This window comes from Streptomyces sp. NPDC091289, from assembly GCF_044757365.1.
Classification (GTDB): Bacteria; Actinomycetota; Actinomycetes; order Streptomycetales; family Streptomycetaceae; genus Streptomyces.
The window spans coordinates 42,076-55,776 of sequence record NZ_JBIVUT010000025.1 but is presented as its reverse complement, the minus strand read 5'-3'; the positions used below and the strand labels follow the sequence as shown (position 1 = coordinate 55,776).

15 protein-coding genes are annotated in these 13,701 nt (G+C 73.8%); 7 read left to right on the top strand and 8 right to left on the bottom strand.

Translation table 11 applies throughout. From position 1 onward, the window contains the following. Positions 1-178 precede the first annotated feature (178 nt). Positions 179-1,183, top strand: coding sequence for a hypothetical protein (locus ACIQPT_RS29485; protein ID WP_401160209.1), 1,005 nt, complete (start codon positions 179-181; stop codon positions 1,181-1,183). On the opposite strand, the gene ACIQPT_RS29480 is transcribed toward ACIQPT_RS29485, so the two are convergent. Then, positions 1,170-1,499, bottom strand: a complete 330-nt coding sequence (locus tag ACIQPT_RS29480) for a deoxyxylulose-5-phosphate synthase (protein WP_401160207.1) — start codon at positions 1,497-1,499, stop codon at positions 1,170-1,172. The genes ACIQPT_RS29485 and ACIQPT_RS29480 overlap by 14 nt on opposite strands. Before the next feature lie 166 nt (positions 1,500-1,665). Here ACIQPT_RS29480 and ACIQPT_RS29475 point away from each other — a divergent pair, with 166 nt between their 5' ends. From ACIQPT_RS29475 to ACIQPT_RS29465, 3 genes are all read left to right on the top strand, one after another. Continuing rightward, positions 1,666-2,274 (top strand): GPP34 family phosphoprotein, encoded by a 609-nt coding sequence (locus ACIQPT_RS29475; protein ID WP_401160205.1) that lies wholly within the window; start codon positions 1,666-1,668, stop codon positions 2,272-2,274. Between the two features lie 75 nt (positions 2,275-2,349). Beyond that, positions 2,350-3,060: a HEAT repeat domain-containing protein gene (locus ACIQPT_RS29470; RefSeq protein WP_401160344.1), complete on the top strand. Its 711-nt coding sequence runs from the start codon at positions 2,350-2,352 to the stop codon at positions 3,058-3,060. Positions 3,061-3,063: 3 nt separating this feature from the next. Continuing rightward, on the top strand, positions 3,064-4,062 hold the full coding sequence (locus tag ACIQPT_RS29465) for a MerR family transcriptional regulator (protein WP_401160203.1): 999 nt from the start codon (positions 3,064-3,066) through the stop codon (positions 4,060-4,062). Here ACIQPT_RS29465 and ACIQPT_RS29460 read toward each other — a convergent pair. Further along, positions 3,973-5,328 carry a hypothetical protein gene (locus tag ACIQPT_RS29460; protein WP_401160201.1) on the bottom strand — a complete coding sequence of 452 codons (1,356 nt, stop codon included), beginning with the start codon at positions 5,326-5,328 and terminating at the stop codon, positions 3,973-3,975. The two genes, ACIQPT_RS29465 and ACIQPT_RS29460, sit on opposite strands and share 90 nt — an antisense overlap. A gap of 172 nt (positions 5,329-5,500) precedes the next feature. Continuing rightward, positions 5,501-6,325 carry a LysR family transcriptional regulator substrate-binding protein gene (locus ACIQPT_RS29455; protein ID WP_401160199.1) on the bottom strand — a complete coding sequence of 275 codons (825 nt, stop codon included), beginning with the start codon at positions 6,323-6,325 and terminating at the stop codon, positions 5,501-5,503. 58 nt (positions 6,326-6,383) lie between these two features. Between ACIQPT_RS29455 and ACIQPT_RS29450 the strand changes: the two genes are divergently transcribed. Then, on the top strand, positions 6,384-6,782 hold the full coding sequence (locus ACIQPT_RS29450; protein WP_401160197.1) for a DUF5997 family protein: 399 nt from the start codon (positions 6,384-6,386) through the stop codon (positions 6,780-6,782). A gap of 119 nt (positions 6,783-6,901) precedes the next feature. Here ACIQPT_RS29450 and ACIQPT_RS29445 read toward each other — a convergent pair whose 3' ends face one another. The 4 genes from ACIQPT_RS29445 to ACIQPT_RS29430 form a co-directional block, all read right to left on the bottom strand. Further along, positions 6,902-7,399 (bottom strand): peptidylprolyl isomerase, encoded by a 498-nt coding sequence (locus tag ACIQPT_RS29445; RefSeq protein ID WP_103535807.1) that lies wholly within the window; start codon positions 7,397-7,399, stop codon positions 6,902-6,904. Positions 7,400-7,473: 74 nt separating this feature from the next. Beyond that, positions 7,474-8,643, bottom strand: coding sequence for a serine hydrolase domain-containing protein (locus tag ACIQPT_RS29440; protein ID WP_401160194.1), 1,170 nt, complete (start codon positions 8,641-8,643; stop codon positions 7,474-7,476). A gap of 113 nt (positions 8,644-8,756) precedes the next feature. Further along, entirely contained in the window at positions 8,757-9,332 is a 576-nt protein-coding gene (locus tag ACIQPT_RS29435; protein WP_401160192.1) for a histidine phosphatase family protein, read from the bottom strand. A gap of 73 nt (positions 9,333-9,405) precedes the next feature. Further along, the gene (locus tag ACIQPT_RS29430; RefSeq protein ID WP_401160190.1) at positions 9,406-10,860 is read right to left on the bottom strand and encodes a PLP-dependent aminotransferase family protein; all 1,455 of its coding nucleotides are present in this window, start codon (positions 10,858-10,860) and stop codon (positions 9,406-9,408) included. A 169-nt stretch (positions 10,861-11,029) separates the two neighbouring features. Here ACIQPT_RS29430 and ACIQPT_RS29425 point away from each other — a divergent pair, with 169 nt between their 5' ends. Together ACIQPT_RS29425 and ACIQPT_RS29420 are read left to right on the top strand one after the other, a co-directional pair. Beyond that, positions 11,030-11,902 carry a DMT family transporter gene (locus tag ACIQPT_RS29425; protein WP_401160342.1) on the top strand — a complete coding sequence of 291 codons (873 nt, stop codon included), beginning with the start codon at positions 11,030-11,032 and terminating at the stop codon, positions 11,900-11,902. Between the two features lie 52 nt (positions 11,903-11,954). Continuing rightward, positions 11,955-12,164 carry a DUF1918 domain-containing protein gene (locus tag ACIQPT_RS29420; protein WP_401160188.1) on the top strand — a complete coding sequence of 70 codons (210 nt, stop codon included), beginning with the start codon at positions 11,955-11,957 and terminating at the stop codon, positions 12,162-12,164. Between the two features lie 80 nt (positions 12,165-12,244). On the opposite strand, the gene ACIQPT_RS29415 is transcribed toward ACIQPT_RS29420, so the two are convergent. Next, on the bottom strand, positions 12,245-13,534 hold the full coding sequence (locus ACIQPT_RS29415) for a glycoside hydrolase family 10 protein (RefSeq protein WP_401160340.1): 1,290 nt from the start codon (positions 13,532-13,534) through the stop codon (positions 12,245-12,247). Positions 13,535-13,701: the final 167 nt, after the last annotated feature.

The following is a 13,701-nucleotide window of genomic DNA, read 5'->3' as shown; positions in this document are numbered from 1 at the left end:
GACGCACGGACGCACGGGCCACCGAAGCGACCGCGCCGTGACGTTGCGTACCCATGGTGGCACACAAAGCGACCGACCATGATCCAGAACCGTGCCGGGTCCCCTCGGCGTCCTTCCCGAAACGGAAGACAGAAGACGGAAGAACGGGACCGAACGGAACGTGCGGAAGGCTCGCCCCATGACCCCACAGCACGACCGCCCGGCACCACCGACGAGCGGGAGCCCTCAACTCGGCCTCCTGGCAACGACGTTCGGCGTCCTGCGGCGGCAGCGGGGCACCTTGGCGGGTGCGACGGCGCGCGTCGTCGGTCTGTCCGGCCTGGCCGGACTGCTGGTGACGGCCGCGGTCTTCGCACTCGCCTGGCCCGTCTTCACCCGTATGCGGAACCAACGCATCTGGTACCAGCACATCGAGGACCCCTATCTGCACGACCACACCGATCTGACGTTGGTCGCCCTCGGCGCGCTCCCGCTCTTCCTGGTGCTCCTCGGCACCGGCAGCGCGGCCCTGCAGACGGTGTGCTCGCGGGCGGTCGCGGGCCGGTCCCGCGAACTCCCGCGCGCGGCCCGGCCACAGCGGGCCCCGGTCTCCGAGCGGCTGCGACCGGTGCTCGCCGTGTACGCGTTGCGCGGCCTGATCGTCTGGCCCCTGCCCCTGCTCGTCGCCTTCGTGGCGGACCGTCTCACCGGCTACCACCTCGACACCCCGGAGCCCCTGGAACGCGGATCGTGGCCCCACACGATGGTCGAAGTCTCCCCCGCCGCCGCCGTGTTCGTCGCCGTGCTGCTGCGCCTCGCCCTCACCCTCGCGCCGGCCGCCGCGGCCGATGGCCTCGGGCCCCGCGCGGCTCTGCGCCGTTCCTGGTCGCTGACGTGGACGCGTGCCGGAGCACCCCGCGTCCTCGCCCTCGCGCTGCCTCTGGCCGCGCTCGCCGCCGGGGTGTTCCGGCTGGCGGTGCAGCTCGCCCTGCCCCTGCGGCCCCTCGTCCGAAGCCTCCTCGAACCGGCCACGGGCAACTTCTTCGCCGCGTACTACGCCGGCATCCTCGCGCCCGTCGCCGTCGGCGTCCTCGTCACCGCCGCCGTGACCCTTCCCGTGGCGTACACGGCCTTCGCGGTCCTCCACGACCGGCTGCGGCCGGCCCGTACCGAACCGCGGCCCTCGCGCGCTACGGCACGTTGAACCGTACGAGCGCCTTGGCGACCGGCGTGCCGCTGCGCCGCGCGTACGTCATCCGCTCGCGCACCTCACGCAGCCCCCGGGGCCGGTATCCGGGCCCGCCGCAACAGCTCTTGTGAAACCCCACGCCCGCGTTCAGCAGCACGGTGAGGACCCGCCACGCCGCGACGTCCCGCCGCCGCGGTGCCGCGAACGCCGATCCCGCGTGGATCATCGGCTCCGCGCAGCGCGGACAGCTCCGCTGCCTAGCCCGGTCATGGGGCTGCTTGTACGAGACCCGGCAGGAGAGGCAGACGTACGAGGTTTTCCCATGGCTCATCGGATCAGTCTGGAGATCGCTCCGGGAAACGGCCATCGATTTCTTTCGGATCCCGCCCGGGCCGAGGCGATACTGGTCGTGGCAGTCACTCCGACGCCGAACCGGCTCCCGGCCGGGGCGGGCCGGTGGGGACCCGCGTTGTCGATGTCTCTGAGGGGAGCCGTTCATGACCACGGCGAAAGACCTGTTCATCATCGCCATGGACCCGGAGCCGGAGCACACCGTGGGGCAGGGCGACCTGTCGCTCGCGCTCGCGGGAGCCGAACTCCTCGATCTCATCGGTGCGGGAGCCATCACCGTGGACGGCGACCTCATCGTGCCGGGTGAGGCGTCGGCGCCGGACGACCGGCTGCTCGGTGAGGCCGCCGCGCTGATCACCCGGCAACCGCCCCACGAGCGGATCGAGGACTGGCTCTGGCGGCGCGGCCGCGACCTCTCGGCCACCTACCAGGACGCGCTGGAGGAGGCCGGCGAGCTCACGCAGAAGAGGAGCGGCCGGTTGCCCTTCGGCCCCAAGCGCGTGGAGCTGGTCGATACACCCGGCCGCCGCCGGGCCGCCGACCGCTGGGCGGAGGCCGAGCCCGTCCTGGCCGCCCTCGCATCGGCCGTGGGCATCGACGGCGGACGATCCGACGACGACGAACCCCCTCTCGACGACGAGACGGTGACGGCCGTGGTCGCCACCGTCCACGAAGCGGTGATGGAGCTGGAGTCCGTACGCCAGCGGCGGACCATCGAGAACACGGCCTTCGCCAACGTCTGGCGCGGACCGTGAGCCGGGGCCCGGCCGCTCCGGTTTGACCTTGACACGGTGACAAGCTCTTCACTGCTGGTCGAGGAGGTGGTCTCGATGACGGTCACGGGACACGGCACGGACTCGGGTACGGGTACGGGCGCGGGCGCGGACGCCGACACCACCGCGGTACGAGCGCTTCGTGGGCTGGAGGGCGATCGTTCGGCCGTACGGCTGCGGGCCGCGCTGGCCGTCGGCACGAGGCCGGACCCGCGCTGCGTCGACACGCTCGTCGACCGGTGCGCGGTCGAGCCCGATTTCTTCGTGCGGTCCATGCTGACCTGGGCGCTCACCCGCCACCCGGTGTCCGTCACGCTTCCCCGGCTGCTCCGCGAAGTCCGCTCGGAGCACTCGCGGGCGCGGAGCCAGGCGCTGCACACGTTGTCCAAGGTCGGGGACCGGCGGGCGTGGCCGGCGATCACCCGGGCGCTCCTGTCCGACGCCGACGACGAGGTGGCGCGGAGTGCCTGGCGGGCGGCGGTCGTGCTCGTGCCGGAAGGGGAGGAAGGCGCGTTGGCGGCGGTGCTGGCGACGCAGCTCGGGCGCGGTGGGCGGGAGACGCGGCTCAGTCTCAGCCGGGCGCTGGTCGCGCTGGGGGACGCGATGGCGCCGGCTCTGGCCGCCGCGACGAGGGCCCCCGATCCGCGCGTACGCGCGCACGCGCTCGCCACGGACCGGTTGCTGCGCGACCCGGACGCCGGATTCACGTTCGCGCTGGAGGAGGCGAAGCGTGTCGTCGCCCTCGGCGCCGACGGGGAAGGACCGTGAAGCGTGCTGATCGGTGAGGTGGCGCGGCGGTCCGGGATCAGCTCCCGCATGCTCCGGCACTACGAGTCGCTCGGTCTGGTGCGGCCCTCGGGCCGCACCGGGTCCGGCTACCGGGAGTACTCCGGGGCGGACATCCAGCGGATCTTCCATGTCGAGAGCCTGCGGGCGGTGGGGCTTTCGCTGCGGGAGATCGGGCGCGCGCTCGACGATCCCGGTTTCACGCCCTTGGCGCTCGTCGACGACCTCATCCGTCGGACGCGCGAACGCATCGCGGCGGAGACCGCGTTGCTCACGCGGCTGCATCGGGTCCACGCCACGGACCCGGCCGGCTGGGAGGACGTCCTCCAGGTCGTCACGCTCCTGCGGGCCCTGGGGTCCCCCAGCGCCGACGCACGCCAGCGCGCGGCCCTCGCATCGGCCGACGAGGTTCCGGTGGAGGCCCTGGCCGAGGCGGCGCTCGGCGAGGCCGACCCGAACGTGGCCGGCGCCCTCCGCTGGGCGCTGGCGCGATCGGGCGGCGGCGGACCGGCGCTGCTGGCGGAGGGGCTCGGCGCACCGGAGGCCGCGGTGCGGGAGCGTGCCGTACGGTCGCTCGCCGAGATGCCCGGCGACGAGGCCACCGCGCTGCTGCGGGACGCCCTCGCGCACACCGACGCCGCGGTCCGCGGCCACGCCGCTCTCGCGCTCGGGACACGGGGTGCGGCGGATGCGGTCCCGGAGCTCGTCGACATGGTCGTGGCGGGGAGGAACGACACGGACGCGGCCGACGCGCTGAGCGTGCTGGCCGGCGACGACACGGCGGCGGACCGGATCACGGCCGTGCTCGTCGACCGTCTCGCCCACGGCTCCGCCCCCGTGTCGGCGCGCGGGCGGCTGGCCCAGGCCCTGGCAGACGGGCCGGGGGCGGCCGCCTCACGTGCTCTCGGGGATCTGCTCCACGACGCGGACCGTGCCGTCGCGCTGACCGCTGCGTACGTTCTTCAGCTGCGCGATACGGAGTGACGGGCCTGGCCCGGACGCGGGGTCGGGCCGTGGCCGGTCCAGGAGCAGCGGAATCGCCAGGACGGGCAGCAGCCAGACGAACACGATGAGGCGGTGGCCGAGGAGCTGGTCCAGGTTCGGATGGCCCGCCTGGTTGAGGAGACCCGCCGCCCCTGCCGCCAGGGCGACGGGCAGCACCACGGAGCGCCGTCTCAGCAGCGCCCAGGCCGAGAGCGCGAGCAGGACGGGCAGGACCGGGTACGTGGCCTGGCGCCGGAGCCACGCCGACCAGAAGACGCGCTCCTGGACGAAGAACTCGGGCCAGGGATCGGGCCGGTCGGGGCGCTGGTAGTGGTGGGTCAGCAGGTCCTGGGCGCTGTCCTGGCCCATGGGCCAGGACAGGAGATGCGCCCCGGCGTAGACGGCCGCCGCCAGCACACCGCACAGTCCGGCCGCCCGGAGTACGGGGGTGGACCGCCGCCCCTTCAGGCGGAGCCACCCGGCCCGGGCCAGGAAGACGCCCGCGAGAGCGGCTGCCAGCAGCAGTGCCTGCGAGTACCGGACGAGGAACATCAGGGCGAGGCCGCCCGCGACGAGCGTCGCGCCGGTACGGGGCCCGGCCGCGCCCGCCCAGGCCCCCACGCTCGTACCGGATGCCCCGCCGGTACGGGGCCGGTCCCGCAGCAGCAGGACGCAGCCGAGGACGACCGCCGTGCCGAGCGCCAGGGAGAGCCCGTCGCTCAGGGGGTTCATGGCGACGGTGCCGGTGGGCAGGGCGAGGTACAGGGCCTGCCCGGCCAGACCGGCGCGCCGGGAAGCACCTGCCGCACGGAGGGCGAGCAGGCCGCAGACGCTTCCGGCCAGCGCCACGACGAGCCCGGCGAGCCAGAGGCCCCAGGTGGCGCCGAAGGCGGTCACGAAGGGGACCAGGAACAGCGGATAGCCGGGCCTGGCCTCGAAGATGGCCATGAACCGCTGGTTGGCGAACGGGGCGGTCATCCCCGAGGTGTTGCCGTGGCGGGACCAGTACGCGACCGAGTCGTTCAGCCGGCGCACGCACTGTTCCTCCGATTCGCCCGCGGCCTTCCTGCTGGTCCAGGGGATGGAGGTCAGGGTCCCTTGCTGCCCGCTGGCGCACGAGTAGCCGATGGCCAGGCGACCCGCGTCCTGACGGCTCTCGCCGCTGAGACTCAGGGCGTAGGAGAGGTAGTTCTTCGTATCGGGCGAGGCCCGTCCGGTGACCGCCGTCAGCTGGAGTCCGGCGAAGGCCACGGCGATGAGCAGCATCCCGATGAGTCCGAGGTGCCGGGTTCTGCGGGCTGTGCGGATTCTGCAGATTCTGCGGATGTGCGGCATCGGACGGAACGCTCCCCTGCAAACGGCGGTTGTCCCATCAACGAGAGAACCTGCGTGGGGTGGCGTTGCGCCACCGGACCGTTGCTCTACGCTCTACCGAGCTCTACCGACCCCGCGGCTTTCCGCGCTTGCCGCCCTGGCCGCCGGCCCGGCCGCCCGACTGGGGCTTCCTGCCCGCCGCGGACTTGTTCCGGGCGCCGCCCGATCCGCCGCCCGATCCACCGCCCGATCCGCCACCCGTACCGGCCCGCTTGCCCTTGGCCTTCTCCTTGGCCTTCTCCTTCGCCTTCGCCGTCGGGCGCGCCGGGGTGGCCGCGCGGCCCCGCGTGCTGTTGACGGTGCGCCCCCGGACGATCCCGATGAACTCCTCCACCAGGTCGGGGGTGACCTCCGCCTCGGGCCAGGACAGCGCGACGCGCGACTCGGGGGCTCCCGGGACCGGGCGGTAGGTGAGGTCCTTGCGGTGATGGAGGCGGGCCAGGGACTGCGGGACGAGGAGGACGCCCACGCCCGCCGCCACCAGCTCGATCGCGTCCGCCGTGGTCTCCGGGCGCTCGATGGCGGGGCGGCCGGGCAGCGTCTCCCAGTCGAGGAGGTCGTCCAGCGGGTGCAGCACGATCTCGTCGGCCAGCTCGGCGAGCGACACCTCGTCCGCGGCGGTCGCGACATGGTCCTTGGGGATCACGACGACGGTCGTCTCGGTGTAGAGGGGGATCGCGCTCAGGACGTTCCGGTCGACCGGGAGCCGTACGAGACCGGCGTCGGCGCCGCCGCCCGCCAGCAGCTCCGGCGCCTCGGCGGCGGTGGCCTGGACGAGCTCCAGGGAGGTGCGGGGCAGCCGCTCGTGCCAGACCCTCACCCACTTGGTGGGCGTCACGCCGGGAACGTACGCGAGCCTGAAGGATGAGGGGATGTCCGCGCCTGTCACGGAACCAGGCTACCGGTCGGTGGTCGGAGGTATGTCCCATGGTCGATACCCTGGACCCATGACGTCGCACAAGACCGCCCAGACCATGAAGCCCGCCACGGCGGCGAAGAAGCTGGGTGTGTACCTCCAGGCCACCCCCGCCGATTTCCAGGAGGGTGCCGTCTCCCGCACCGAGCTCAACGCCCTCCAGACCGACCCGCCCGCCTGGCTGGTGGAGCTGCGCCGCACCGGTCCGCACCCGCGCCCGGTCGTCGCCGCGAAGCTCGGCATCTCCATCGCGGGGCTCGCCCGCGGCGGGGTCACCGAGGCGCTCACCACCGAGCAGATCGACGCGCTGAAGGACGAGATGCCCGAGTGGCTCCAGAAGGAGCGTGCCACGCAGGCCGAGGTGCGCAAGGAGACCGCTCGTATCAAGGAGCGCAACGCCGAGCGGGCCGCGCACTCCGGCGACCAGTAGTCCGGCGACCGACGGGCCCGTGGCCGGTCCGTCCCGCCGACGCGTACGTCGGTGGGACGGCTGCCACGGGCCCGTCGGGCTGCCGGACCGGTCAGGCCAGGCAGGTCAGGTCAGGCAGGTCAGAGAGCGCCGGACTCGGCGATGGTGACCTTGGCGCGGGTCTTGCCGCTGGAGGAGCCGAGCGCCTCGATCTTGCGGACCAGGGCCATGCTGTCGTCGTCGGCGACCTCGCCGAAGACCACGTGCTTGCCGTCCAGCCACGGGGTGAGCACCGTGGTGACGAAGAACTGCGAACCGTTGGTGTTCGGTCCGGCGTTGGCCATCGAGAGCAGGCCCACGCGGTCGTGCTTGAGCTTGAAGTTCTCGTCGGCGAACTTCTCGCCGTAGATGCTCTTGCCGCCGGTGCCGTCACCGCGGGTGAAGTCGCCACCCTGGAGCATGAAGTCCGTGATGACGCGGTGGAAGGACGAGCCGGCGTAGCCGAAGCCCTTCTCGCCGGTGGCGAGCGCGCGGAAGTTCTCCGCCGTCTTGGGGACGACGTCGTCGAACAGGTTGAACGTGATCCGCCCTGCGGGCGCGTCGTCAATGGTGATGTCGAAGTAGACCTTGGTTGTCATGGTGACATCCTCACATTCCTGGCAACCGCAGGTGAAACCCGGGTTGGTTCGGCACGTCGGATGTCCTGTTCCGATCACCCTCCGGCGGCCTCCCGGTGGGCCGCGTAGACGGCGTTCACCAGGGCCGTCTTGCGCGGGTCGTCGGCGAGCCGGGAGCCCATCCGGTTCATGACGTAGCCGAGGGCGATTGAGGCATCCGGGTCGGCCAGGCCGCAGGAGCCGCCCGCGCCGTCGTGGCCGAGCGCGCGCGGGTCGGGGCCGTACGAGCGGTTCGCACCGCTCAGCCAGAGGCCGAGGCCGAGCTCCGTCTCCTGGGCGAAGCCGTCGCCGAGGACGAGGTCACGACAGGCTCCCTGCCCTTCGCCGACGCGGGCCGCGGCCTTCTCGGAGAGGATCCGGCGGCCGTCGAGACTGCCGTGTCCGGCCAGGATCCCGTAGAGCGCGGCGATCGCGCGGGCGGTGCCGTGGCCGTTGGCGGCGGGTATCTCCGCTGCCCGCCAGGCGGGTGTGTTGGCGGCGGCCCGGCCGGTGGGCGGGTTGAGCAGGGAGGCGACGGCGACCGGGGTCATCCGGTCCAGGAGGGCTGCCTGGGCGGCCCGGTCGGGGCGCTCCTGGACGAGTTCGGCGAGCCGGTGGGTCTCGCTCTCCGGAAGGCCGAAGGTGAAGTCGATGCCCAGCGGGCCGGTGATCTCCTGCCGGAGGAACGCCCCGGGCCGCAGCCCGGTGATCCGGCGGACCACTTCGCCGACGAGGAATCCGTAACTGATCGCGTGGTAGCCGGAGCGGGTGCCCGGCTCCCACCAGGGTGCGGTGGCGGCGAGCCGGGCGCAGGCCGTCTCCCAGTCGTACAGCTCGTCCAGGGTGAGCGGGGTGTCGGGCCCGGCCACTCCGGAGCGGTGCGAGAGAACGTGGCGTACGAGGACGGATTCCTTGCCGTTCGCGGCGAACTCCGGCCAGTAGGCGGCGACCGGGGCGTCGAGGTCGAGCAGTCCCCGGTCGGCCAGGACATGGGCGCAGAGCGCGGTCGGGCCCTTGCCGGTGGACCAGACGTTGACCACGGTGTCCCGTTCCCAGGGGCGGGTGCGGGCCGCGTCGGCCCAGCCGCCCCACAGATCCACCACCGGTTCGCCGGCGACCAGGACGGTCACCGCCGCGCCCAGTTCGCCGCGGTCCGTGAAGTTCTCCGCGAAGGCGGCCCGGACCCCGGCGTACCGGTCGTCGCAGTGGCCGTGGATCTGCGGCACGGGGCCTCCCTCGTCGCGGGCGCGGGTCCGGCGGCGGAACCGGATGCCCCCGCAACGTACCGACCGGTCGGACCGGAGGGAAGGGAAGGGGCGGGCGGCTGTCGCTGCGCGGGTCAGCGGATGCCCGCCTCCAGGCTGAGGCTCCAGCGGCCGGGCAGGCCGGTCAGCGTGATGGTGGAGAGCGGCCGGACGTCGACGTTCCAGTACGCGGAGGGCGGGGCGTTCAGGGCGTAGACGAGGGCCGCCCGGATCACGGCGGGTTCGGCGACCGCGACGACGAGGCCGTCGTCGGCGGGTCGGGTGTCCAGCCAGCCGCCCACCCTCCCGATGAAGCCGAGCATCGACTCGCCGCCGTGCGGGGCGCTGCGCGGGTCGCTGAGCCAGTGGTCCACGGCGGCCGGTTCCCGGGCGGTGACCTCGCCGAGGGTCAGTCCCCGCCAACGGCCCATGTCGCAGTCGCGCAGGGCCGGTTGCGCCATCGGCGCGAAGCCGAGGGCGTCCCCGGTGGCGCGGCTGCGCGGGGTGGGCGAGCAGTAGCGCAGCTCGGCGGCGGCGAGCGGGACGAGCGTGTGGGCGACGAGCTGCACCTCGTGCCAGCCGGCCTGATCGAGCGGCCGGTCGTCGTCGAAGCGTTCGGCCAGCCGGGAGGAGCTGCGCGCCGCTGCGACCAGGGAGACCCGAAGCGTCATGGCGGGATCGTGGGGCCGAACGCCTGTTTGGTCAAGAGGGCGTGCCGGGCCCGGTGCGATCGGACCGGCCTCGTCAGGGGCCTTTCAGCCCGTCGAAGGCGGTACGGAGGCGGCGGACGCCCTCCGCGATCTCCGGCGTTCCGGAGACCGCGGCGAAGCTCAGGCGGACGTGTCCGGCCGGGGGTTCGGCGCAGAAGTAGGGGCGGCCGGGGGCGATGGCGACCGAGGCGCGCAGGGCGGCCGAGACGACGGCCGGCTCGTCGGTGCCCGTTCCCGCGCCGCTGCCCGGGAGCCGGAGCCAGAGGCTGCCGCCGCCCGCCGGGAGGTGCGGCAGCGTGAGTTCCGGCAGTTCGGTGGCGAGGGCGGCCGCCATGACCGTACGGCGGTGGCCCAGCTCGGTGGCGACGGCGGCCAGGTGGCGGCCCCAGGACGGGGAGCCGACGAGTTCCAGCGCGGCCTCCTGGAGCGGCCGGGGTACGAAGAAGCTGTCGACGACCTGGATGGCCCGCAGGCGCTCCAGCACCGGGCCCCGGGCGGCCAGCGCGCCGACCCGGAGGCTGGGCGAGGTGACCTTGGTCAGCGAGCAGACGTGCACGACGACGCCGTCGGGATCGTCGGCGGCCAGCGGCGCGGGGAGCGGTCCGGCGTCGTCGTGGACGAGCCGGCGGGCGAAGTCGTCCTCGACCACGAACGCCCCGGCCGCCCGGGCGATGGCCAGGATCTCGGGGCGGCGGGCGGACGCGAGGGTGGCCCCGGTGGGGTTCTGGAAGAGCGGCTGGGTGACGAAGACCCGGGCGCCGGTGGCCCGGAACGCGTCGGCGAGCAGCTCGGGGCGGACCCCGTCGGCGTCCATCGGCACGGGGACAGGGCGCAGTCCGGTGGCGCGGGCGGCGGCGAGCATCCCGGGGTAGGTGGGCGACTCCACGAGGACCGGGGCGCCGGGCGGGGCGAGCGCGCGCAGCGCGGTGGCCAGGGCGCTCTGGCCACCCGCGGTGATCAGGACGTCGGCGCCGGACACGGCGGGGCCGATCTCGCGGGCGAACCAGGACCGCAGTTCGGGCAGCCCGTCCGTCGGGGGGCGGCCCCAGGCGCCCGGCCTGCGGCCCGCGCGGGCCAGGGCCGCGGAAAGCGCCCGCTCGGGCTGGAGCGAGGCGTGGAGATAGCCGCCGTTGAACTCGATGACGCCGGGCGGCGGTGCGGCGAGGGTGACCAGCACCCCGGAGGCGTCGACCGTACGGGGCACGACTTCGGGTCCGCCGTCACCGCTCAGCGACACCTCCTGCCAGGACGTGTCGCCCGGGGCGGGCGGTGCGGTGCGGGGGTGCGCCCGGAAGGCGCCGGAGCCGGGGCGGGTGGTGACGAGGCCTTCGGCGGCGAGCTGGGCGATGGCGCGGGAGACGGTGACGGGGCTGACCCGGAACCGTTCAACGAGGGCGCGGCTGGACGGCAGCTTTCCACCGGGTGAGTAGCGGTTGAGCTCGGTCCGCAGGGAAGTGACCAGTTCGGCGACGCTGCTACGCTCTTGCATGAGAGCACAGGATAGCGCTACCCCGCCTTCATCGATAGCGGTCGCCGAGCCGATCGTCACCCCGCGGACCACTCCCGCGACCACGGCGAACACCGCCCGGAACGCGGCCGGGAGCGCATCGGCGAGCCGCCGGACCGCGCCGGGGCCGTCGGCCGGCCGGGGCGGCACCGTGCTCGCCGGGCTCGGCGTCGTGGCGTTCTCGCTCACCTTCCCGGCCACGGCCTGGGGCCTGGAGAGCTTCGGCCCCTGGTCGCTGGTCGCTCTGCGCAGTGTCCTCGCCGCCCTGATCGCGGGCAGTGTGCTGCTGGCCGCGCGGGTGCCGCTGCCCGGGCGCCGGCACTGGGCCGGGCTCGCGGTCGTCGGGGGCGGGGTGGTGGTGGGCTTTCCGCTGCTGACGACGCTGGCGCTGCAGACGTCCACCACCTCGCACGCGGCGGTGGTGGTGGGCCTGCTGCCGCTGACCACGGCGGTGCTGGGGTCCCTGCGCACCGGTGAGCGGCCCTCGCGCACCTTCTGGGTCGCGGCCCTCGCCGGGGCGGCCGTGGTGATCGCCTTCACCGTGCAGCAGAGCGGCGGGGCCCTCGCCTCCGGAGACCTGTATCTGTTCGGCGCGCTGCTCGTGTGCGCGGCCGGGTACACCGAGGGCGGCAGGCTGGCCCGGGTGATGCCGGGGTGGCAGGTGATCGGCTGGGCACTGGTCCTGTGCCTGCCGCTCGCGGTGGCGGGCAGCCTGGTGGCCCTGCCGCTCGAACCCGTGCACCTGAACGCCCACGGCGTCCTCGGACTGGTCTGGGTCGCCGCCGGATCGACCTTCCTCGGGCTGTACGTCTGGTACCGGGGCATGGCGGCGATCGGTGTCGCCCGGGCCAGTCAGCTCCAGCTCGCCCAGCCGCTGCTGACCCTCGTGTGGTCCTTCCTCCTGCTCGGCGAGGAGATGTCGGCCGCGGCTCCGGTCGCGGCGGTGGCCGTGCTGGTCTGCATCGCCGCCACCCAGCGGACCGGCCGCCGCGCAGCGGGGGTGTCCCGGACCGTACGGTCATAGACTTGTCGACACGGCACGGATCACCGTCTCCCCAGTGAGGAGGTCGCTCCCGATGGAGGCACACGCGGGCGACCGGCTGCTGATGCACGGCAGGACCGTGGGACAGCACGACCGGGTCGCAGAGATCATCGAGGTGCTCGGCGACGGGGGCGCTCCCCCGTACCGGCTCCGCTTCGAGGACGGCCACGAACATCTGATGTCACCGGGCCCCGACAGCGTCGTCCAGCACAGGGAGGCGCCGAAGGACGGGCAGCCGCAGTAGGAACACCGGGCAGGGCCCGCACACCCGGGCCCCGCCCCGCCCCGCCGCCCCGCCCTTGCTCCCCCGGACCTGCGCCCGGATCACCCCGAGGGGCGGCCGTGGTGCGGGTACGTGCGGCCCCGGTCCGGGTAGAGCCGGATCCGGTCCGGGTAGTGGTCGGCCACCACGCGCCGCATCGCGCCGATCCGGTCCGCCGTCACGCTCTTCCCCGAGAAGAAGACATGGCCGCCCACCTCCTCGTACCCCCGGGCGAGGGTGAGGTGGCGGGACAGCTCCGCCGGGTCCTGCCAGGGGGCCGGCTGGGCGGGGTCGCCCGCTTTGTACAGCGCCTCGCCCACGTACAGGTCGACACCCGTGCCCCGGACGGTCCCGCTCCACCAGGCGAGGACCTTGGCGTAGTCGGCGGCGGTCTGGCCGATGTGCCAGTAGATCTGCGGGCAGATGTAGTCGATCCACCCTTCCCGGACCCACTTGCGGGTGTCGGCGTGCAGATCGTCGTACGTCTGCACACCGGCCCGGGTGTCCGAACCCAGCGGGTCGGTCTCCGCGTTGCGCCAGACCGCGAAGGGGCTGATGCCGAAGCGGACGTGCGGCTTGATCGCCCGGATCCGCTGCCCCGTCTCGCGCACGAGCCGGTCGATGTTGTCGCGCCGCCAGGCCGCCCGGTCGGCGAAGCCGCCGCCGTACCGCTCGAACGCGGCGTCGTCGTCGAAGGTCTGCCCGGCCACCGGATACGGGTAGAAGTAGTCGTCCCAGTGCACCGCGTCGATGTCGTAGCGGCGCACGGCGTCCAGCATCGCGTCCTGGACGAAGCGGCGGACCTCCGGCAGCCCGGGGTTGTAGTAGAGCTTCCCGCCGTACGGCACGGTCCAGCCCGGGTTCAGCCGGGCCGGGTGGGAGGCGATGAGGCGGGTGGGGTCCGTGTGGTTCGCCACCCGGTAGGGGTTGAACCAGGCGTGCAGCTCCAGGCTCCGGTCGTGCGCCGCGCGCACCGCCGTGCCGAGCGGGTCCCAGCCCGGGTCCTGGCCCTGGGTCCCGGTGAGGCAGTCGGCCCACGGCTCGTACGGCGAGGGCCACAGGGCGTCGGCGGTCGGCCGGACCTGGAGCATCACCGCGTTGAGCCGCAGCTCGACCGCCCGGTCCAGATACGCGAACAGCTCGGCCTCCTGCCGCGCCGCGGGGAGACCCGGCACGGACGGCCAGTCGATGTTGGCGACCGTGGCCACCCACATGCCACGCACCTGCCCCGGCGCCGCCTCCGGCCGACCGCCGCCCCGCCTTCCCCCGGCCGGGGAGGTCCGCCCGACCGAGGAGGCCACCGCGTCGCCGGCCGTCGTCATCGCCGCCAGCAGTCCGGCCGCGCTCAGCACGAAGGCCCTCCTGGCCACTCCCGTACGCCGCATCCTGGTCCACCTCTCTCCACCACGTCCCGCACCCGACTCCGATAGCTCTACGTAACCGCATCATGCCCATCCGTAGCCGCCATGACCCGCAGGACGTCCGCGTCGGCATTCGGAGTAACGTCGTGGGGTCGAGG

Bases quoted from the DNA above. Each gene is read 5' to 3' on its own strand.
- ACIQPT_RS29475 (WP_401160205.1), top strand. From the start codon at position 1,666: ATGACCACGGCGAAAGACCTGTTCATCATCGCCATGGACCCGGAGCCG.
- ACIQPT_RS29460 (WP_401160201.1), bottom strand. From the start codon at position 5,328: ATGCTGCTCATCGCCGTGGCCTTCGCCGGACTCCAGCTGACGGCGGTC.
- ACIQPT_RS29420 (WP_401160188.1), top strand. From the start codon at position 11,955: ATGGAGGCACACGCGGGCGACCGGCTGCTGATGCACGGCAGGACCGTG.
- ACIQPT_RS29450 (WP_401160197.1), top strand. From the start codon at position 6,384: ATGACGTCGCACAAGACCGCCCAGACCATGAAGCCCGCCACGGCGGCG.
- ACIQPT_RS29445 (WP_103535807.1), bottom strand. From the start codon at position 7,399: ATGACAACCAAGGTCTACTTCGACATCACCATTGACGACGCGCCCGCA.
- ACIQPT_RS29430 (WP_401160190.1), bottom strand. From the start codon at position 10,860: ATGCAAGAGCGTAGCAGCGTCGCCGAACTGGTCACTTCCCTGCGGACC.
- ACIQPT_RS29470 (WP_401160344.1), top strand. From the start codon at position 2,350: ATGACGGTCACGGGACACGGCACGGACTCGGGTACGGGTACGGGCGCG.
- ACIQPT_RS29485 (WP_401160209.1), top strand. From the start codon at position 179: ATGACCCCACAGCACGACCGCCCGGCACCACCGACGAGCGGGAGCCCT.
- ACIQPT_RS29435 (WP_401160192.1), bottom strand. From the start codon at position 9,332: ATGACGCTTCGGGTCTCCCTGGTCGCAGCGGCGCGCAGCTCCTCCCGG.
- ACIQPT_RS29480 (WP_401160207.1), bottom strand. From the start codon at position 1,499: ATGAGCCATGGGAAAACCTCGTACGTCTGCCTCTCCTGCCGGGTCTCG.